Below are 21,636 nucleotides of genomic sequence, written 5' to 3' on the forward strand. Positions count from 1 at the left end.
TTAAATTCCTCCTAATTTTGTTTATTTATAAGTTCTAGTATTGAGGTTTTGTCTCCATTAATTATTAAATTTATATTTTCTTCTTCATACATCATTTCTGAAAGTGATGCTAATGCTCTGATGTGAGTAGTGTTATCTATAGCAGCTAGTACCATAAATATATTCACTGGCTTTCCTAATAAATCAACCTCATCTTTTACTATAAGTAAAGACATGGCAAGTTTGTTTACCCCTTCTTTAGAACTTGCATGTGGTAGAGCAAATCTATCAGCTAAAACAATATAAGGTCCATACTTTTCAACTGACTTTATCATATTTTCTATATACAAGTCTTCTATAGAGTTGTCTTCTAACAATGGTTTTGAGGCTATTTTTATTGCTTCTTTCCAATCTTTAACATTTTTTATTATATTGACCCTATCTTCATTAATTAATTCCTTTAACATTGGTTGATACATCTCTCCTTCATCTATCTTATGTATTATGTTTAATAAGTCAGCTTTTAGTGATTCTTCGTTATTAATAACTCCATTTTTTCTTATCGCCTGTATTATCAGTTCAAGATTGAAATACTTCTCATTTTCTTTTACACTTATGAGTTTGTTCATCAGTAATTGAATGTCTGATGTTGTTAAAAGAGGATTCACAACTATTACATTACTTACATTTTGTATGTCTATGGTTGTAATTATGTAATCATAGTATATATTTACTTCTTTTAGTTGCTTAATAGATACTATACCTACTATTTCTATAGTTGGTATGTATTTGTATAGCTGTATTTCCAAACTCTTTGATACCATAAGACCATTAGGACAAACTAGTAAAACTTTATTCTTTCTTAGACCATTATCTCTAGAACCTCTTAAGTATCCTCCAAAATATGCTGCTATAAATCCTATTTCTTCTTCTCTTATACCTTCAAATACAGGAAACTCTTCTTCATTTTCTATAATTGACTTTATAATCTTATAAAGTGACTTATGTTTATACTTCGTTTCGTCTAGCATAGGGTTGCTAATAGGAAACTTAAATCTTATTCTGTTGTAAGAAGAATGCAAGTGCCTTAAAATATTTTTTTTAAACTCATGTTTACTTTCTAATTTTATTGCTGTATTTACTTCAAACTTGTCTATAAGTTTATCTACATATTCTTCAACAACATCTTCCTTAACTTCACTATTTAAACTAGGAAGTGAACTTACATAAGCACATACATAGGCTTGTTCATTTTCATTAGCTTCTTCACACAAAAGTTCTTTACAATTATTAAAGTAACTAATTTTTTTAGCTTCATTTAGATATTTATAAGAATACAAGGTTTTCCCATCTCTTATTCTTTTATTTAGAAACTTTGTAAACTTAGTTAAATTTAATAAAGAGTAATCTGTAAGGTTTATGCATCCCTTTGTATCAAAGTCAGTTACTTCCTTACTTATAGAATTAATTTCTAATACATTTTCTTGTGTAAGTAGCAAGAAAAGTTCTCTAATAACATATTCATCACCTATTACTTTGTACTTTCCCTTGTACTCTAATTTTAGTCCCATTGTTTGAAGGTGCTTTTTTATATCAGTTATTGTTTGTACTACTGTGTTTTTTGAAAGTAACATTTCATTTGTTAGTTTTTCTATTGATATTTTTTCATCATGTAATATCTTGTTTAATATAAAAGTTTTTCTATATTCACTATCTAGAAATTTATCTTCTTCAGCTGAAATTATTTTTCTTACATTACCTAAGTTACCTTCAAATATAAATTTGTGCTTTATATTTTTTATATTACCTCTTTTTCCTAGTTCTTCATTTATAGATAGGATATCGTAATAAACAGTTCTTTTTGATACATTAAACTTTTCTTGTAGCTCTTGTGATGTTACATTGTTATTTTTAATAATAAAATCTAATATTTTTTTAGCCCTTTCCTTCATACTGCCTCCTTAATTTTATTATCTATATTTTACATACATAGTGCCATACCAAATAATTGCACATGATTTTACCTTATTCTATAATTTTGCACAGTTTAACCCTAATCTAAAAGATAAATGATACTAAAAAGTATTTTTTTAAAAATATGGGAATGGCATAGATTATTTTTTCAAAAAAACAATCTATACTGAGTAAAAAATCTCTAAATTGTGTTTACTTAAATAAATAGTACTGTAATGATTTAATACAATCAAATACAATTATTACCATACAGATTGAAATAAGTATCTTTGCTAAAATCAGAAAAACACAGAATTTAGTATGAAGGTATGATACGATATATTTAACAAATAAATTGAAAGATAACAAATCAACCATCAAATAAAATAATGTCTATTATATTTATTATCAAGAAATTTTTGAAAGTAAGGAGAATTCGTATGGAACTGTTTAGCAAAAATAAAAAAGAAACAAAAGTCGAAAAATCAGAAGTAAAGCAGTATATTACTGGGGCAGGTGGCTGTATTGTCAGCAAATCGATTCTCAATGGAACATCAAAACTGAGGTGGCTTTTTAGAGAGCATAGTGAGTTTGGAAATGGATGGATTGCTTTTGGTGATACAGATACACAAGAGTATGTAGACAATCCCAAGAATATGGCAATTGTAGATTTTAATACACTTATTAACGTTGAACCAACTACTTTGAATATTTTTTATATGCCCATAGGAACTGATTTAGAATTTCACTCTAATAAAAGTGGAAAATATTTTATTGATACAAATACAGGAAAAGAAATTAGAGAACAAGTTAAACATCCTGCTCAAATAGCATTTGAAAAAAACCTAAAATTTCTAAATCATGAAAACTATTCAATAGAATTCTTTCAAAGCTTGTTTCAAAGAAGTGAGAAACTTGAACCATTCATTATAGGAGAAACAGATTTCCCAAGTGGAGAAGTTGTCCTTGCAGACCCTCTTGCGTATTTAGGTAGTGAATATATGACTTATTTAGAAAGAAAAATACCTGTTGGAAGTTATTCGGTAGAAATTTCTATCTGCCATTCTAAAATTGCAGGACTTAGAATTGCAGCATCAAGATTGATTATCAATGACAAAAAACCTATCAAGTATGAAATTGCAATGCCAAAGGGAAAGAAATGCGAAGATTTTGGAAAGTCAGGAGCATGGACTTTCTTTGGTGTGGATACAGGATTAGCCTGTTTTTCAGACGCAAAAGTTGCAAAGGAGTATAGTAATTTTATAACAAAATGGCAAAATGAAAATCCAGGTAAAAACAAATATAATGATTATTTTGCAACACTTTTTCAAAAAAGTCATGAAATGCATCCAAATTTACAGAATAAAAATGGCAATTTCTTACTTTTAAAATTACCACAAACATCCTACAGATTAATTATGTTCACAAGCGGTATAGGTGATGGTATTTACAGCGGATATTGGGGGCTTGATGCAGATGGAGAGGTCGCAGAACTTGTAATCCCATTTATGAATCCAACATATTTTTAAGATATTAGGTTGATTATCAGTTTAAATTTATCATTAATATTAGTATTATACACAATATATGTTTGCCTCTATAAGAAAATATTTTGAAAAATACAATTTTCTTATAGAGTTTTTTTATAATTACTTTTTAATTACCTTTTTTCATTAGAAAGATATCATCTTTAGACATATTTTTGAATATAAATACTACAAACATTATTTCTTTTTATTTTTTGTTCTTGAAGCATGCTTAATAATCCATTGACATTCTTTTGTTATATTTTCTGTTTGCCAACTAGAAATAATTAATTCAAATTTATCTTGCTCTTCTTTGTATAAATCATTTAGATTATTTGCTACACTCTTTTGAATTGTTTTATCTGTATCATTTTTTAGATTAGACAATAATTCAAAATAAGTATCAAAGTATTCTAAGGCAACATACATTTTTTTTGCCCATGGCAACCGTATTCTGAGGCATTCACTGGCTAATCGACGAACTCTTTTATTACTATCTTTACTCCATTTTAAAAGCAATTCCATAGACTGTTCAGGAAAATTATTTATTATAGTACGCATACAATATTCACTAGTAAATCTTTTTGTCAACTCCTTACTGAAAGTTGTACTTACTTCAAAATTTTCTCCACCAAACTTCTCTACATACTTTCCAATGGGGGCCATAACCAATAACCCTCTGTAAACATGCCTAAACTGCCTTCTAACTCTGGACCTAATATTTTCTCAAAAACATTAATAGTATCTGAATAGTTTAAATTGATAGACTTTTTTAAAGCATTTGCTAATAACTCTTGCCTTTCATTGAATTCTAACAATTCAATAGTTGGTTTTGTCAATGAAAAAAACTTATTAATAATAAATTCTGGATATACTGATTTTATTTTTTCAGCTAAGAAGTTTACATATTCAATGTCATAATAGTCTTTCACTTTCTTAGCCATCTTTTCTAAACCCTGTCAGTAAATGAGAAATCGCTTTATAAACTTGATTTTTATCTAAAATATTGCTTTCTGCAAGAAAAATAGATAAATCATTTAATGCACCAGAAATCATATGTGAAATCATATGAATATCAAACTCTATTAATTTCCCATTTTTTTGTGCAACTAAGAGTTGTTCTTCCAAAAGTAAAACAGAATTCCCATTATCCATTTTTTTCCACTCTGTCCATTCTATAATATTGGGTGCTTCGATTAATAATATTCTTTTGTTAGATTCTAAAGTAGCTGATTGTACAAATCCAACACAGCCTAAAATTAACTGTTCCCATATATCTTCGGATTTCATAGCTTCTTTTTCTACATTTAATCCAACTTCCTACTGAACAAGATTTAAAACTGCTTTAAATAGGTTTTTTTTATTTTTAAAATGGTGATATACTGACCTCTAGTCATATTAGCTTCTTCTGCGATAGCTTCTAATGATGTCTTCTCATATCCATAAGTAGAAAAATGATTACGTGCAATAGCAATCAAATTTTTTGTAGTATTTATAGATGCTAATTCTTTTTTATTTTTGTTCATTTTCTTTACCTGATTTCTTATAATTTTTAAGATACTCATTTGATGGCGGAATTATTTGAATAATATCACCAAAATTTTACTTGGAGTTTCAATAATAAAATGTCTTTGTCCAAATTCTTCATTTTTTATATCTAATAAAAGTGATGATTTTTTTCTACTAATTACTTCTGAATATACAGTGTTTACATCATTAACTTCAATATTAAGAATAAGGCCTTCACACTGTTTTCTATAAAGTTTAGGTATTGTATCATGTGAACTATCAATCAATGCCAACTCAAATTCATCATTGTCTTTTAAGCTAATATACCAATCACTATTAAAGGTTTCCTTGAAATCAAATAATTCTATAAAAAAATCTGCTTCTTTTCTTATATCATTGCACATTAGTACAGGATAAAAACTATTTTTCATAAAAATAAGCTCCTTTATATTTGGTATCATCAATACAACATACGTACAGTATGTATGTCAAATATTTTTGAATAAGTGAGATTGAGAATTTATTTTAAAAGAAATATCTAAATTATCTTATAATCTTCCAGTTACCATCATTTTGAACAACAAGAGTGGTACGAAACAATACATTTCAACTGATTTAATTTTTATTTCAAAATCTATTTTAGATTTTCATGACATAAAAATATACTCCCTTCATAGCATCATTTGTTATTATTTCAACTGTATACTTATAAAGGGAGCATATCAAAATTTCCAGTAATATTGAATAAGAAAAATATATTTACACAAATCTATCTATATTCTCATAAAATTAATTAAAAGTATTCCTTTCTTTAAAAGTATCTATATAATTGTTTTGTAAGAAACCTTTCAATATCTTAATTTTTCTGTAAAAATTATATTATATCTTGAAATTTTATTTTAATCTATCTTTATTTCTTCTTCATATTTTTGAAATTCTAAATTTGCTTTAAACAAATCCCCATCTATCTCTATATAGAATTTTCCACCTTGTAAGTTTACTAAATCTCTTGCAATAGCAAGTCCTAACCCACTACCTTCAGTATTTCTTGATTCGTCAGCTCTTTTAAATCTTTCCATAATTTCACTTGGGTCAAAATTTAACTCATATGACGATATATTTTTCATAACAACCTTTACATTGTCACCATTTTCATAAACATCTATATAAACTCTAGTACTTTCTAAAGAATACTTAGCTATATTTGACAATAGATTTTCAAAAACTCTATACATTCTTCTTCCATCTGCCCATATATAGACTTTTTCAGTTGGAACATTTAGTCTTATACTTAAATTATTTGTAGATAACTTTTCTTCTAGTTCACCTATACTTTGCCTTAAGAGTTGCACCAAATCAATTTTACTAATTTGTAACTCTATATTTCCACTACTTACTCTACTTGCTTCAAATAAATCCTCTATCAATAATTTTAACCTCTTTGACTTTGATTCTAGTACATTTATATAATCGTTTATATATTCTGGTTGTATAGAATCTTCTTTTTTAATTAAATCTACATAATTTATTATAGAAGTAAGTGGAGTTTTTAAATCATGAGATACATTAGTTATAAGGTCAGATTTCATCCTTTCACTTTTTACCTGTTCTTCTATTGCTTTATCCAGACCTTCTCCAATATTATTTATATTTTCTGCTAAAGATGTAAAATTATCATTTCCACTAATTTTTATCTTATAGTCTAATTCACCATCTTTTATTTTTTCGGTACCTTCTATAACATAACTCAAATAAGAAAGCCTTTTGGTTATATAAAGTGCAAAACCCAAAAATATACATATAGAAAATAACAATCCTAGGCTCACACTTTGAACACTAATTACAATTGTTAAAACCAAAGATATTATTACTATACCAATAACTTTTCTTGCTAAAGATACTTTTTTTATAGCGTTAATGACCTCCCTTACAGTTTTTATTAACCATAAAATCACCCTTACTATAATACTTGACTTAAATATACATATTTTATTTTCTAAATGACTTAACTGAACAGTTATAAAAAATATATTATTTGAAATTAGTAATGATGCTATAGAAATTAGTAATATAATATAAATATCATAGGATGTATCAATAACATACAGAAATAGAAGTATTATTGAGGTAACTATTATTACTGCATTAAATTCCATAGGTATTTTATTGTATATTAATAAAAATACATTGTCTTTCTTTAATGCCTTGTATTTAATTCGTTTACATAATATAATGGACAATAAACATATAATAGCTAAAATTAAACTAGCTACAAAAAATAATTGCACTTTTTCTGTAGCTTGCTTAAACGTTTCAAAGTTATTGTATACAATTCCATCTTCAATACTTAACTCTTTAGGAAAAGATACATAGGCTTCAAAAGCTTTATCCATACCATTTAGTTTTAAATCGATATTATTTAATTCAGATTTTTTTCCATTTAGTTTTTTAGTATAGGAACTTTTTTCTACTCCTTCTATTATTTCTACATCACAATAACCCTTTATGTTTTGCTTAAATTCATCTAAATCATTATATATTGTGTTCGTATAATACTCTCCTGTATATGTATTTCTAATATACATTTTTACATTTTTTAAAGAGTCTAAGTATTCTATAGATGATAGTTTATCATTTACAAAGTTATCATAATCATTATTTAAAGCAACATTTTTTCCGTTTCCTTCTGATTTTGAATCCTCATAATTTAATTTAAGTTTTTCTTCTTTGGTGTATCCACTACTTACAGATAGTTTCAAATTATATAATAAATCTTGAATTGTACTTTCATCAAATATATTGCTGTCATAAAAATCATCAGATATTCGAAAAATTCCACTATTTGTAGAAGTTTTTTGTATATTGTGTTTAGGTTCAGCAAGTCCTATTGATGCAAATAGTATAGCTAATGGAAACGAAATAGATACTATTATTAATGCTACTAACTTTAATGCTCTATATTTTTCCAAGTTGTTCACCTCATCTACATCGTCAATATCTTATATAAAATAAAATTCAATACAAGCATAATTCCCATAGAGTACACTAAGCTACTTGAGAAGAAGTTAAAACATATAAGAATTCCTAATATTTGTGTAAAAGTAAAAACGACTAAAATCAAAATGCAATTAAATATTAAACTCTTTTCTTTCATAAGTTTTCCGCTAAAATTTTTCAATCTTATAACCAACTCCCCACACCACCTTTAAAAATCTTGGTTCTTTTGGATTTATTTCAATCTTTTCTCTTATTCGTCTAATGTGTACTGCTACTGTATTTTCTGAATTAAAACTTTCTTCATTCCATACTTTTTCGTATATCTCATCTATCGAGAAGACTCGTCCTTTATTTTCTAAAAGAAGTTCAATTATTTTATATTCAATTGGTGTCATTTTTATATTTTCGCCATCAATCTTAACTTCTTTTGTCAATGTATTTAGCTCTAGAGCCCCACTTTTTAAAATTTCTTTACATGTATCTTCATAGTTACCTAAGGTTACATATCGCCTTAAGTTTGATTTTACTCTAGCTACAAGTTCTAATAGATTAAATGGTTTTGTTATATAATCGTCAGCTCCAATGTTTAATCCCATTATTTTATCTGTATCTTCACTTTTTGCTGAGATTAAAATTATTGGTATATTTCTTTCTTCACGTATTTTTACAGTTGCTTTGATTCCATCTAATTTAGGCATCATTATGTCCATTAAGATTAGATGGATATCATTTTTTGTTATTACTTCTAATGCTTTCATTCCATCATATGCTTTATGTATTTTAAATCCTTCTGATTTAAGATATATCTCTATTGAATCAACAATCTCTTTATCATCATCTACTACTAATATATTGTACATATTTTCACTTCCTCTATTGTATAATAATCCTTATATTTATTATACAATATCTTTCACTCCCTTTCTCAATAATGACTAAATTGTTATATTGTATTATCTTACATTTTTATAATTTTTCTTTATATCTATATAATAGAATATAAATCTTAAGAAAATATTATCCTAAATCTTAAATATTTCTTAAGATTTAAGATAAATTGAGGTTTATTTGAATTAATTAATTTGAATTATGTTGTTTTCAGATTACTTTCATTTAAGTATTTTGATTGGATTCAGCTGAATTAATGTATATTAATTCTTATTGAGTAGTTTTTATTTTCTAGGAGGAAGAATGGTGGAAGAATCATATTTTACTAATTTTCTTCCACCATTCTTCCTCCTGAATATACTTAGAAGCATTTATTTCACTGCAATAATAGCTACTTATTTAAATTCAATTTTTATACATCCTATCTACTATATACTATACATATCCTATTAAAATTTATATAAACAGAAGATAAACTTATTTCATTTTTTTAACATGTTCAGAATAATAAACAAAATGAAAGTAGAAAAAGTTATAATTTCATACCTTCATTTTGTTTATTATGTATCTATTTGTCATTTTTTTATTTCAAATTCTTAAAATATTCTTCGAGTTCAATTAATTTATCTTCATCCACTATCACTAAAGTTTTTCAAATAAGAGAATTTAGCTGAATATATCCATCTAATTTTTACCATATAACCTATATGAATTGCATATACCTTAGTTGTATTTTTTATATAATCTAGTTATTTCAATATAATTACTAAATATGTTACTAATAAATTTATTTATTTTATTGGCATTTATTATATTGTTTATTAGAATGAATTTAATAAAATTTTTAAATAAAAGGATATTGATAAAATGAGAGTAGCTGAGTATTTGTCACATAAACCTATAGTAGCAGTAGATAATTATGATAGAATTGATGAAAAGTATGCAAACAATTCTGATGCAAAAGCTTTGTCTTTAGGAAAACCCCAAAATAAATTGAGCATTTCCAATACTTACACATATACAACTCTCTTAAATTTGCAGTGAGCGGCTAATAGTGCAATTGATAACATTTATCAAATTCTCTCAACACCTTATATTCCAACTGTTAAACTATACTTTAGTAGAAAAATCGCACACTGCAAAACTTCTATATTTTTATTATATCATAATAATATTATTTTTGAATATGTGTACCAATTTGTGGTATAATAAAAACAAGAAGAACTACAATCTATTTAGACGTAGAGTGAAGTTCAAATACTAATGTTTATTCTTTTTGAACTTGATTTTTAGTTCAAAACTAAAGTCACTCCTGCCAGAGTGGCTTTTTACTTTTTTAAATAACTTACTAATTAAGTAAACTATTAAACTGGCAACTAAACTGGCTAGTATGCCCTGTAAAAAATTATCCATACATATTCACCTCCCTTCTATACCTTGGGAGGATAATCTTTTATATGAACTCCACTCTATAAATTGTAGATTACATCTTCTTGCTAAAAAGATTATAACATATAACTTTTATATATTTTACCTATTATATATTTAACTAAGCAAATTTGAACAAAGCAAAAGCGCCTACCATTTAAGTAGGTGCTTCTTTATTCTTATATCTTTACTCTAATCTCTATTAGTATTAATTACACCAACAATATAATCACTAAGAATATTTTTTACTCTTTTAATCTTTTCTAACACTTTTATCAAACAGTATTCCTATTCCTCCTAGTAAAGCCAATATAGAACCAAAATTTCTATATTGTGAAATAGATTGTTCTAAATATACATTGTATTGGTTGGTATCCATTGTTCCACCATTTTGTCACATAATACAATCTATATTAAATTGCCCTAAGGCTATACAGCAAAATAACACTATTATTCCAATTACAAAAGCAAATATACATATTGTAAGTTTAATATCATTATTTTCTATAAATATACCTCTCATAATTTAGATTTCTTTGTTATTTTTTAATTAATGATATATTATCTACATTTTTTATCTTTAAAATATGTTCAGAATAATAAATAAAATAAAGGTACAAAAACTTATACTTTCATACCTTCATTGTTTTTATTATTTAATTATCTATCATTTTCATTTTTTAAATTATTGATTTATATATATATAAATTCTATCTCAATAAAGTTTTCTAAACAAGAGAATTTATATAAATATTTTTGCAATTTATTCCAAGTCATTCTTCAAAATTCCTATAATACTCTTCTAAATAATATAGTTTTTGTTTACTTATGGACTTATGTGTAGTCGTAAGAGAACGTATAATTTTTCTGTTTTTAGTAGATTTTAATACTTTTTTCTTGAAAGTATCATACTCTTCACTAGTTATTATTATTTTATAATGCGATTGAAATCTTATAATATCTCTAGCTAAAAAATCCTTACAAATTAATCCTTTTAATATTATTTTTATTGTACTCTTATGCCATCCATATATCTGCTTTATGTCTCTTATTATTTCTTTTTTAGATATCAAAGAATCTTTTTCCCATAGATAGCACATTACCACAAATTCTGCTCTTACTAACTGTTCTATTAATATTTCTTCTTCCACATTTTGTCACTCCCTCAAATTCTGTCTAGTTCAAATTAATAATAGAAGCTTCTAATCATAATTGATACAGGTAATTTTTACCATAAAATCTATATATTTAGTATGTTTTTTTTAAGTAAAATGACGTTCATATTTATAAATTTATCCAATTTTCAAACAATCATGTTGAATAATAACTAATTCTGTTGTATTATTGTAGTTGTAGAATAAAACTAAATCGGCAAAACTAGAGAAATTTAGTGACGCAAAGCTATAGGGACTAAGACTTGTAAAGTATATTATAAGTTATGTCAGCCAGTTGCCAAAAAGATATTTTTCTTTTTGTTTTTATGAAAGTTTTTTAGGGGGATAATAATATATGTTTAGAGATAAAATGGATAGATGTACACATATGTTAACTGCTTATATTGGTAGTTCATATGATTATTGTGATTTTATAGATACACAGTTAGATGATTTTATACTAGAGTACGGAGAAAATATAGTAGAATCTTGTTTGCATCAAGTGATGGTATTGGTAAGTAAGTATAATTAAATAGACCTTATTTTCTAGAAAACCCTTTTTAGTTTTATCTACTTTTAAATACTACTCTGTTAAAAAATTAATTAAAATATATTTCTAGCATTCACAGTTTTATTTTTTATTAAAACATGATATAATTTTGAGATTTTATTTAAGTACGAAATCAAAGAACACATGGACTGCTGTTTGCCTTCATTTCGTACATAACTTTGTTTCTATTCAAATCTGAAATAAGTTAGACTTTTAATATATTTATATTTGTATTTACCCTAATTTCTTTATTTTTAGAATCTAATACTTCTATAATATTAGTTAATGCCTTCTATACATCATTTTCATTTACAACAAAATTATTATTTATCACCATTACAATTTATAAATTTATCTATATCTAAGGGATGCTTAAATTTAGTTATTATACCTCTATTGCATAAAAGTTCTTTCACATGTTTATTCATATATTTACACAAAATATAAAAAAATTATATAATTCAATTGGAAATAGCATTTTTATATATATTAATGTAAAATTTTGTTTTTATTTGTATCATAAAGGTACTCAAGTCATATATATATATTAGGATATTGAATTTATCCTAATATATATATAGGAGTGGTAAAGAGTGGATAATACAAAGAGTTTAGAATATTATAAAAATAATTTAGAATCATATTCTAGTGATTTAATGAAATTAGTAATTGGATTAACAGAGGAGAAATATTTAGATGCAAATACAAGAGTTTATTTAACACCTTGTCAAATATGGAGAATAATAAAATATTTTTTAGTTGGCGAAAGTTATGATTTATATGATGCAAAAGTTAAATTAGATTTTCAGAAAGATTTAAGTTTCAATTTAGATAATGGCATATTAAATGAACTTTCCGAAGAATTAGAATCTCTAATAGATTCTAATTATGTAAAAAACTGCAAACTTAGAGAAGAATTAAAAAGAGCTTTTAGATTGTCTGAGTGTTTAGCTGAAGCTATAAGGCAAATAAGTTGTAATGATAACTGTGAATTTTTAGTAGGAAAATTATTTTGCTTATTGGTACAAATTATACTTTTAATAATATCTATTATAGCTAAAATAATTATACTGTTAATATTCTGTAGTGATTGCATTTCATGCAATGATGAAAAAGATGTAAGATCTTCTTTCTGCGATTGTCTAATTTGTGATTTAGAAAAAGAATTGGATGAAATAGAAGAGTTAATTGATGAACTAATTAAATTAGCCATTGCATTTATAAAATGTGGTTCAAAAAAATGTAAACATGATGAACATCACGGCTGTGACTATTGTAATATTTATCATGAAAACTCATCTTATATAAACAATTATGAAGATGATATACAAGAATGCTTTGATAAGTACAAAAAACAATGCTATACAAAAAAATGTAAATGTAATAGAAACTACTAAAAATCTTATTTTTATACAAAATAAAATCTTTCAAAAGCTCTATTAACTATAATAGAACTTGTTATTTTTATCTAATATATTTTGATAGCTAAATATATAGAATAATACAAATAATATGACTTTTTAGCTATTTGAAATATTTTATAATAATATACAAACTATAATACAGAAGAAGTTACTTCAATAGGTTTAAAAATCTAAAAGAGATAGCTTCTTTTGTATAAGTAAAAATCTATAATATTTTTACTTTTTTGAAATCTATAAAAAGACCTTATTTTTATATGTAATTGAGGTCTTTTTTTATTATCTTAAATTTACTGATATATAATTTTTTCCAATATTTTAACTCAAATAGTAACAATTATAAGTTTAATAATACTATATTATATTAATTTATTATATATCTATTTATAGTAATTGTTAAATTTTCTCTTATATAAACTGACTTTAATTTAATAAAAAGACAATAAATATATGTAAATATACCTATTGTCTCTTATTTAAATATTTATTTGTATCTAATTTTACTATTATATTTATCACTAAGACTATATTTACATTGTGTAACATTATTACAACTATCTGAACAGTCATCATTATCATAATAGCATAAATTTGGATTATGCATACAATAACTTCTACAGCATTTACAATTATTACAATTACGAAGTTGTGGACAAATTATAAATAATAGTGATAAATCAATCATTCTACAATCAAAGTGTTTTACACAAATATTCTCTATTCCAACAAAAATAGTTTCTATAATATTATCACACTTATCATACCTCAAATCTTTTAGCAAGATAAATTGACAAAATGGTATACTCCAATGTGCAGAATGAAGAGACTGCTGACAATTATCTCCTGTATATATAATCTTAATATTTTTAAATCCTTTTATAACTAATTTTGGCCCTAGTATAGTGTTAATAATCTCCTTATCTTCTATGCATATCTTTACACTTACTTCATTAATACATTCTATATCTGGTTTTTGTGTTGGAACACATAGTATATCATCTTCTATAAATTCTTTATAGTATTTCATACATTTGTTATCTGGATAGTCTTCTAAGGGTGTAATTCCCGTTTTTAAAATACTTTCATTCATATAAATATCTCCTTAATTTTATAATTATATAGAGATTAAAGTTTCTATATACATTTTATATATGATATAAAATCATATATTGTTATAAAAAAGCTAAAAAAATAAAAAATCTTAAAAACATGTAACAAAAAGTCGAAATTTAAATAAATTATATTGAGAGGTAAAAACTTTCAATAAATTATATAAGGAGAGATAAATATGAATAGTAATGCATGTGCTTGTAATATGGATTTAATTGATGTAAGCGGTTTATGTGACATAGACGATGTTACACAGGTTATAAGTCAATATCCTTATTGGTTTCAGATGTATATACCAGAAACATTAAGTATCCCAATACAAAAACCAGATATTGAACAGATAAATTCAGTTAATGTATCAGTGAATATATTGAGAACAAAAGTAGTAAAAACACCTGTATCACCTTTAGATGCTAATTGTGATTTTATACCAAACTTAGAAGGAAAAATCTCTACAGGAAGAAAAATTATTGTTGAGGGTGAATTGTGTCAAAAAATATCTTATACAGCTGATGAAAGATCTCAATCAGTTCATTCTGCACATTTTTATGTACCATTTTCAAGCTATATAGTTATACCACAGAAAATTACTTTTAATAAGGGCACAAAATCAATGAAATTAGACTCACTTGATGTAGACTATCAAGTAAATGCGTGTATAGAAGATTTGTCTGTAAGCCTATTAGATGCAAGAACTATCTCTAAATATACAACATTATTATTATATGCAATACCAAGAAATACATTATAAAATTATAAAAATAAGGAGTAGAGGAAATGTTAAATTCTAATTATACAAATGGCACATCTTATCAATTCCATGATAAATGCTGTTGCGATGATAAGATATTAAATATTGTTGGTGTCTATCCAGAATCAAAAATAGAAAAAGTTTTGCAATGCCCCTGTCCTGAAGATAAAAACAAATGGACAGAGTTTTTTGTATCAGAAACAGTAGATATACCATCACAAAAGCCAAATATAGAAGATATAGTTGAAGTACATTCTTGTGTAGATATAATATCTCAAAGAGTAATAAAAACACCTTTGGTAAACGGATACAACTCATGTAATGGATACTATATACCAGGAGAAACTATACCAAATGGAGAATGTACAAATTTGACAGGAAAAAAACTAATAATAGAGGGACTACTAAGACAAAAGATAATCTATACAGCAGCACTAGGTGAACAATCAGTTCATTCTGCAGATTTTAATATACCATTTTCAGTATTTATAATAATAGAGAAAAATACACCACTATACCAACAATTTAAAATAACAGCATATATAGAGGACATATATGCATGTGTATTATCAGAAAGAAGTGTCTTTAAAAATACAACTATTTTTATAAAGGCATCAAAAATATGTTAAGTAATTTAAATAAAATGAGGAGGAATAAAAATGGGATGTAATAAAAAAACTTGTGAATGTGACTTTAATATCAAAACTTTAGGTATATGTGATGTATCAAAATTAAATATGAATGGATGTAAAAAAGAAAACTTAAATTGGACAGAGATTTCAATTCCTGAGATACTTCCCATCCCAAGATTAAAACCTGATATAGAAAATATAGATCAAGTTTATGCAAGTGCAACAATTACTTCAGTAAAACTTATAGAAACTCCATTTGCATATAAATCATATAATTTATATATTAGCTTGGATATATTGAATAAAATAGAAGCTATATTAGATGCGTTTCTAGCAACAAATATACAGACAACAATTAATACATTGATTGGTGGAATAAATGATTTAATATCAACAATTAAGGATGCTATACCTTTAATACCTGGATTAGGTGAGATTATAAATCCTTTATTAGCTAAGTTACAAAGATTACTAGATTTAGTTCAACCATCTGTGAATTCTATTTTATTTGATATTGATAATTTGTTAAATACAATTCAAACTGATATAGCAAGAATAGTATGCGAATCTCTTAATTCTATAATATGCAGAACAGACGATTTAATAAGATTACTAAAATCTATACAAATTGTTATCAATGATATATTTGAAACAGTTAGTACACTTGAAGGACCATTAATAGAAATATTAATAACAACTTTACAAACAATAATTAATAATATCATTACACCTTCATTTGAGATATTAATTGGAGAAAATGGTATATTAATTATACTTGTTGAAAGTTTAAGTAGAATACCAATCGATTGTGACAAGACTAGTGCATTTGCAATACTACAAAATGCTGAAGGAACATGCTTAAATGGAAGAAAACTAATAGTAAATGGTTTATTAAAACAGAAAATAGTATATACTGCTCTAGTAGATGAACAATCAGTTCATTCTGCACATTATGAAGTACCATTTTTAGCATATATAATTCCATATGCCAAATTTGAATGCTTGACATATGAAGAAGGAATAGTTATTTCACCACCTGGAAGACCAGTAGTTACAATAAATGGTTACAGATATAATCCTAAGTTAGACATAGAAGTGGATTTATGTGAGGAATTTATTGTAGATTCATGTATTGAAGATATATATGTAAATGATCTTGATGAAAGAACTATATTTAAAAATATAACATTATTCTTAAAAGCACAATTAAAATCGTTGTGTAATTAAAGTTAATACTATTTTACTAGTATACTATATAAAGTAATATAAACAAACTAAATTAATAACAGTATCTAAATTTTCAAAGGCGTTAATAATACCAAATTTACGCCTTTGAATTTAGTTTAAATACTTAATACCTCACTAAATGAAAGCAATGAAAAAATAGTCTTTGTGCCACGTACGCTTAGATTCAATAATTCATAAAACGTCAAGTAGATATTTAGCTTATTTATAAGTTTATTCCAATAAACCATCCCTTCTTTTTTCTTACTTCTATATAAATTTTTTAAATTTTTAGTTTAGTTAACAAAAAATTTTATTCCATTAATCTACTCTATATTTTTTGATTTCTAAGAAATAATTTTTAATACTTTGATTGATAATATAAGTAAGACAGCTTTTCAGGAGATGATTAAATGACTCTTAAAAACAAGAAGTTTACTATAAATAAGTATGGAATTTTATCTATCATTTTAGTTTTATGCTTAATTTTAACAGGTTTTAATAGCTATGTTAATTATAGTAATAGAAAGTTTAAAGATTATGTTGTTTTCTATGTTCAACATCAAGATGATGAGGTATTGTGGGCTGGTAGTGCTATTGTAAATGCTGTAAAAGAAAGAGGACAAAATAATGTATTTGTGGTTTTAGTATCTACTGGATGTGGTATATCTGTTTTTGATAGATATAAAAAATATGAAACTCTTACAGATAGCCAAAAATCAGAATACAGAAATAGAGAGTTCTTAGCTTCTCTTAATAATCTAGGAGTAAAAAGAGAAAACATAATAATCTTACCAGAAAAAAATGTAAATGGTACTACTAATTTTAACTCTATGGAAGAAATTGCAATTACTTTTGAAAAAAAATTTAAAAGTGTAACCCATATAGCACATACTTACAAGTTAGATGACCATTTACAACACATAAAAAATGGCTCTGTTATTCAAGGTCTATATAACTCTGGTCAAATCAAAGATGCCAAATACTTTGTAAAACCTAAGTTTGCTCATGAAATAAGTTTTAACAACAAGATAGTTTATAAAGCTCATTCTATTGAGGACTATGAAAAAGTTAAAAATGCATGTGAACAATATAAACTTATTGATGAATCAGAATGTAGAGAGGGTATTGGTTATAAATCTGACCACAAATCTTTTGATAAATTATTAAGTGATAAAAATGTTCCTGCTATACTCCACACTCCTAATTTATAACAAATATTTATTTTAAAATAAATATTTGTTATAAATTCTTAATAATTATGAAATTCCTTTGTTATTTATATTTGTTAATATATTTTTAGAGCTAGTCAATTTATATACTTACTGTTTTCTGAAACCAATTTTTAGTATAAAATAAAAATTGATTAAAAATAAAATTTCGAGGGGGATTAATGAAGTGAATCAAAATATATTGGTTGTAGATGATGATAGGGAAATAGTAGATGCTATAGAATTCTATTTAAAACCTGATAATCTTAACGTTTTAAAAGCATATGATGGGTTAGAAGCTTTGGACATATTAATTGAAAATGATATTAAATTAATAATAATGGATGTAATGATGCCCAATTTAGATGGTCTTAAGACTACTCTCAAGATAAGAGAAAAAAAGAATATTCCTATAATACTTTTATCTGCAAAATCACAGGATATGGACAAAATTATAGGCCTTAATATGGGTGCTGATGATTACATAACTAAACCATTTAATCCACTCGAACTTACTGCACGAGTAAAATCTCAGCTTAGAAGATATATAAACTTAGGAGATTTTAGTAATACAAACAATTCAAATGATACTAATTATATTTTAAAAAGTGGAGGTCTTGAGCTAAATACAGATACAAAAATAGTTTCTTTAGATGGTGAAGAAGTTAAAATGACACCTCTTGAGTATAAAATACTTGTTCTTCTCCTATCACGAAAAGGAAAAATATTCTCTTCTCATGAGATTTATGAAAAAGTTTGGAACGAAGATGCTTATAGCTGCGAAAGAACTGTTGCTGTTCATATTAGAAGAATTAGAGAAAAGATTGAAGTAAATTCAAAAGAACCAAAATATTTAAAGGTGGTGTGGGGTATTGGTTACAAAATTGAAAAACTTAATTATTAATGATTCAAGAGCAAAATTTATTTTATTATTACTATTATTTCTATCGCTTTCTATATTATTTGAGACAATATACGATTTAAATAATAACTTTATTGATATTAATGAATTTAAATATTTATACAATGAGGTAGCTATACCTTGCTTTTACTACTTTGGGCCTCCTTTGTATTTATCAAAAACAAATTTGAAATTTATTTGTGAAGGTATTGCATTATTAAGTTGTATATTGGCTATATTATTTTTTATATTCTATAAAAAAAATAACCAAAATAAAGTTAAATTCTTAGAAAACATTATCACTTTCTTTTCCAATGTAAAGATTGAGTTTACACTTATATTAATTTTAATACTTTTAGCATTACGATTTTACATATTTACAAACACTAAAATGTTCTACAATACAAATTTAATTGTATTTAATTTTATTATTCTATCTGTAATTTATATAATATATGAAAACATAAAGCATGGTGGCTACAATCCAAAAGATATGTCTATAACATGTAGATTCTTTTCAGATCTTGTTAGCAGATATAATAGAAAAACTATAAATAAGAAACTAGCTATAGCATTTTTAATCTCTATAGTTATACAAGCAGTTATTCAGTACATAGCTTTAGTATTATTTATGCGTATATATTACGCTAATGCTATAGTTATAGAGGTTTTATTTACACTTGTAAGTATAATTGCTTGTTCTTATATATACAACTTTTTATCTACTAAGTTTAATTACATAAATAATATCTCAAAAAATATAAAAAACATTGAAAATGGAAATCTAAAATATAAGTTGGAAGTGATAGGAGATGATGAAATATCTGCTTTATCTAAAAGCATAAATAATATAACAGATGGTCTTGAAGCTGCTGTAGATGCTAATATAAAAAGTGAAAGAATGAAAACTGAGCTTATAACAAATGTATCTCATGACTTAAAGACTCCACTTACATCTATACTAAGTTATGTAGATATGTTAAAAAATAACGACCTTGATAAAGAAACTATAAACGACTATATAAATATTTTAGATAAAAAATCACAAAGATTAAAATTATTGATAGAAGATATATTCGAAGCTTCTAAACTTAGTAGTGGTGATGTTGAATTTAATATAACAAAGACTGATATAAAAGAACTCTTAATTCAAAGTATAGTAGAACTTGAAGATAAAATTCAAAACAGTAATTTAGATTTTATAATAGAAACACCAGAAGACTCTGTATTTACTATGATAGATGGAAAAAAGACTTGGAGGGTCTTTGAAAACCTAATTGGTAATATACTAAAATATTCTATGAAAAATACTAGAGTTTACATAGATATGTTTATAAAAGATGAAAATATAATAGTAACCTTTAAAAATATTTCAAATGATAAATTAAATCTAAAACCAGAAGAATTAATAGAAAGATTTAGAAGAGGTGATATATCCAGAAATACAGATGGCTCTGGTCTGGGCTTATCAATTTCTCAAAATATAATTGAATTACAAAATGCAACTATGGAAATAATTATAGATGCTGATTTATTTAAGGTAACCCTTGCTTTTAAAAAAATTAATTAATATTAAATATATAAGGTTGTAAATTGCAAAATAATTTTTATTTTAAATTACATGCTATAAATAGTTAACTTGTAATTTACAACCTTATTAAAATCATAAAACTATTTTTAATATACATATATACTTATTTTTATATACTTGCTCTAATATATAGTCTTATTTTTTCCTGATTTTTTAGCTTTATATAATTTTTTATCTGCCTCGCTTAAAAATGCTTCAAAGGAATCAAAGTCTATCCATTCAGAAATTCCAATGCTTACAGTTATTTTATATTGAAGTTCTTTAAAATTATATTTAAGTAGACTATTATGAACTTTAGATTCAATATGAATTGCTTTTTCTATATTTTCTGTCAAAACAATAAATTCATCTCCACCATATCTACCAGCAAATAGATAGTAATCTTTAAATGATTGAATGATGTAAGCCATCACTCTTATAACCTCATCTCCCACTAGATGCCCATAATTATCATTTACATGTTTAAAATTATCTATGTCGATTATCATTATTGCATAATTTTTAGAATTATCTTTAACAGTATATTTTATATTTCCCATAATGGCTCTTTGATTTAATAAACCAGTTAATTCATCCGTAATAGCCAGTTGCTGAAGTTTTCTGTTTGCCTCTAACAACATAACTCTTTGCTCTTCTATTTCTTTTGTTTTTTCATTAATAATGGCCTCTAGTCTATTATTTTCAGCTTCCATTAAACTTATCGGAAAATACTCACCTATTTTTTGTAAATCATTTGCAACAGAATTATGAACACTACTTATTAGTATTTCTCCCTCATATTCAACACATAAGTATGTTATTCTTATTTCTA

General features: G+C 25.2%; 23 protein-coding genes and 1 riboswitch. Of the genes, 10 read left to right on the top strand and 13 right to left on the bottom strand.

The window, feature by feature from the left end:
- Positions 1–11: 11 nt before the first annotated feature.
- Positions 12–1,931, bottom strand: a complete 1,920-nt coding sequence (locus IC173_RS11080) for a BglG family transcription antiterminator (RefSeq protein WP_227432735.1) — start codon at positions 1,929–1,931, stop codon at positions 12–14.
- Positions 1,932–2,372: 441 nt separating this feature from the next.
- Here IC173_RS11080 and IC173_RS11085 point away from each other — a divergent pair, with 441 nt between their 5' ends.
- The gene (locus IC173_RS11085; RefSeq protein WP_227855544.1) at positions 2,373–3,461 is read left to right on the top strand and encodes a DUF2185 domain-containing protein; all 1,089 of its coding nucleotides are present in this window, start codon (positions 2,373–2,375) and stop codon (positions 3,459–3,461) included.
- A gap of 195 nt (positions 3,462–3,656) precedes the next feature.
- Here IC173_RS11085 and IC173_RS11090 read toward each other — a convergent pair whose 3' ends face one another.
- From IC173_RS11090 to IC173_RS11120, 7 genes are all read right to left on the bottom strand, one after another.
- Positions 3,657–4,124, bottom strand: a complete 468-nt coding sequence (locus IC173_RS11090; protein WP_227855545.1) for a DNA alkylation repair protein — start codon at positions 4,122–4,124, stop codon at positions 3,657–3,659.
- Positions 4,100–4,402, bottom strand: coding sequence for a hypothetical protein (locus IC173_RS11095; protein ID WP_227855546.1), 303 nt, complete (start codon positions 4,400–4,402; stop codon positions 4,100–4,102). Before IC173_RS11095 ends, IC173_RS11090 begins: the two co-directional genes overlap by 25 nt.
- Entirely contained in the window at positions 4,395–4,748 is a 354-nt protein-coding gene (locus IC173_RS11100; protein ID WP_227855547.1) for a hypothetical protein, read from the bottom strand. Before IC173_RS11100 ends, IC173_RS11095 begins: the two co-directional genes overlap by 8 nt.
- A gap of 44 nt (positions 4,749–4,792) precedes the next feature.
- Positions 4,793–5,023, bottom strand: a complete 231-nt coding sequence (locus IC173_RS11105) for a TetR/AcrR family transcriptional regulator (protein WP_227855548.1) — start codon at positions 5,021–5,023, stop codon at positions 4,793–4,795.
- A 12-nt stretch (positions 5,024–5,035) separates the two neighbouring features.
- On the bottom strand, positions 5,036–5,398 hold the full coding sequence (locus tag IC173_RS11110) for a hypothetical protein (RefSeq protein ID WP_227855549.1): 363 nt from the start codon (positions 5,396–5,398) through the stop codon (positions 5,036–5,038).
- A gap of 468 nt (positions 5,399–5,866) precedes the next feature.
- A complete protein-coding gene (locus IC173_RS11115; RefSeq protein WP_255613371.1) occupies positions 5,867–7,936 on the bottom strand; it encodes a sensor histidine kinase in 2,070 nt (689 codons plus the stop codon).
- Positions 7,937–8,131: 195 nt separating this feature from the next.
- A complete protein-coding gene (locus tag IC173_RS11120) occupies positions 8,132–8,824 on the bottom strand; it encodes a response regulator transcription factor (RefSeq protein WP_227432729.1) in 693 nt (230 codons plus the stop codon).
- 895 nt (positions 8,825–9,719) lie between these two features.
- Here IC173_RS11120 and IC173_RS11125 point away from each other — a divergent pair.
- Entirely contained in the window at positions 9,720–9,896 is a 177-nt protein-coding gene (locus IC173_RS11125) for a DUF6530 family protein (protein WP_227855551.1), read from the top strand.
- Positions 9,897–10,112: 216 nt separating this feature from the next.
- Here the strand turns inward: IC173_RS11125 and IC173_RS11130 are convergent, their stop codons facing one another.
- The 3 genes from IC173_RS11130 to IC173_RS11135 all read right to left on the bottom strand — a co-directional run bounded on the left by IC173_RS11130 (position 10,113) and on the right by IC173_RS11135 (position 11,431).
- On the bottom strand, positions 10,113–10,265 hold the full coding sequence (locus IC173_RS11130) for a type I toxin-antitoxin system toxin (RefSeq protein WP_227835762.1): 153 nt from the start codon (positions 10,263–10,265) through the stop codon (positions 10,113–10,115).
- Between the two features lie 268 nt (positions 10,266–10,533).
- On the bottom strand, positions 10,534–10,659 hold the full coding sequence (locus IC173_RS20735) for a hypothetical protein (RefSeq protein ID WP_255606499.1): 126 nt from the start codon (positions 10,657–10,659) through the stop codon (positions 10,534–10,536).
- 394 nt (positions 10,660–11,053) lie between these two features.
- Positions 11,054–11,431: a BlaI/MecI/CopY family transcriptional regulator gene (locus IC173_RS11135; protein ID WP_227855552.1), complete on the bottom strand. Its 378-nt coding sequence runs from the start codon at positions 11,429–11,431 to the stop codon at positions 11,054–11,056.
- 209 nt (positions 11,432–11,640) lie between these two features.
- A riboswitch (cyclic di-GMP riboswitch) is annotated at positions 11,641–11,737 on the top strand.
- A gap of 52 nt (positions 11,738–11,789) precedes the next feature.
- Between IC173_RS11135 and IC173_RS11140 the strand changes: the two genes are divergently transcribed.
- A complete protein-coding gene (locus IC173_RS11140; RefSeq protein ID WP_227824125.1) occupies positions 11,790–11,966 on the top strand; it encodes a hypothetical protein in 177 nt (58 codons plus the stop codon).
- 611 nt (positions 11,967–12,577) lie between these two features.
- Entirely contained in the window at positions 12,578–13,381 is an 804-nt protein-coding gene (locus IC173_RS11145) for a hypothetical protein (RefSeq protein ID WP_227432725.1), read from the top strand.
- A 508-nt stretch (positions 13,382–13,889) separates the two neighbouring features.
- Here IC173_RS11145 and IC173_RS11150 read toward each other — a convergent pair.
- Positions 13,890–14,495 (bottom strand): DUF3794 domain-containing protein, encoded by a 606-nt coding sequence (locus tag IC173_RS11150; RefSeq protein ID WP_227482783.1) that lies wholly within the window; start codon positions 14,493–14,495, stop codon positions 13,890–13,892.
- A gap of 198 nt (positions 14,496–14,693) precedes the next feature.
- On the opposite strand from IC173_RS11150, the gene IC173_RS11155 reads away from it, so the two are divergent.
- The 6 genes from IC173_RS11155 to IC173_RS11180 all read left to right on the top strand — a co-directional run bounded on the left by IC173_RS11155 (position 14,694) and on the right by IC173_RS11180 (position 20,804).
- Complete coding sequence (locus IC173_RS11155) at positions 14,694–15,266, top strand: DUF3794 domain-containing protein (protein WP_227482784.1); 573 nt, start codon at positions 14,694–14,696, stop codon at positions 15,264–15,266.
- Positions 15,267–15,292: 26 nt separating this feature from the next.
- Complete coding sequence (locus tag IC173_RS11160) at positions 15,293–15,895, top strand: DUF3794 domain-containing protein (RefSeq protein WP_227855553.1); 603 nt, start codon at positions 15,293–15,295, stop codon at positions 15,893–15,895.
- 30 nt (positions 15,896–15,925) lie between these two features.
- Positions 15,926–17,125, top strand: a complete 1,200-nt coding sequence (locus IC173_RS11165; protein ID WP_227432721.1) for a hypothetical protein — start codon at positions 15,926–15,928, stop codon at positions 17,123–17,125.
- A 410-nt stretch (positions 17,126–17,535) separates the two neighbouring features.
- Complete coding sequence (locus IC173_RS11170; protein WP_227432720.1) at positions 17,536–18,336, top strand: PIG-L family deacetylase; 801 nt, start codon at positions 17,536–17,538, stop codon at positions 18,334–18,336.
- A gap of 184 nt (positions 18,337–18,520) precedes the next feature.
- A complete protein-coding gene (locus tag IC173_RS11175; protein WP_227432719.1) occupies positions 18,521–19,237 on the top strand; it encodes a response regulator transcription factor in 717 nt (238 codons plus the stop codon).
- Positions 19,206–20,804, top strand: a complete 1,599-nt coding sequence (locus tag IC173_RS11180; RefSeq protein WP_227482786.1) for a sensor histidine kinase — start codon at positions 19,206–19,208, stop codon at positions 20,802–20,804. The genes IC173_RS11175 and IC173_RS11180 overlap by 32 nt, the downstream gene beginning before the upstream one ends.
- Positions 20,805–20,947: 143 nt before the next feature.
- On the opposite strand, the gene IC173_RS11185 is transcribed toward IC173_RS11180, so the two are convergent.
- The gene (locus IC173_RS11185) at positions 20,948–21,517 is read right to left on the bottom strand and encodes a GGDEF domain-containing protein (protein WP_227855554.1); all 570 of its coding nucleotides are present in this window, start codon (positions 21,515–21,517) and stop codon (positions 20,948–20,950) included.
- Between the last annotated feature and the right edge of the window lie 119 nt (positions 21,518–21,636).

Origin of the sequence: Clostridioides sp. ES-S-0048-02, from assembly GCF_020658495.1 — a bacterium.
Taxonomy (GTDB): Bacteria; Bacillota; Clostridia; order Peptostreptococcales; family Peptostreptococcaceae; genus Clostridioides.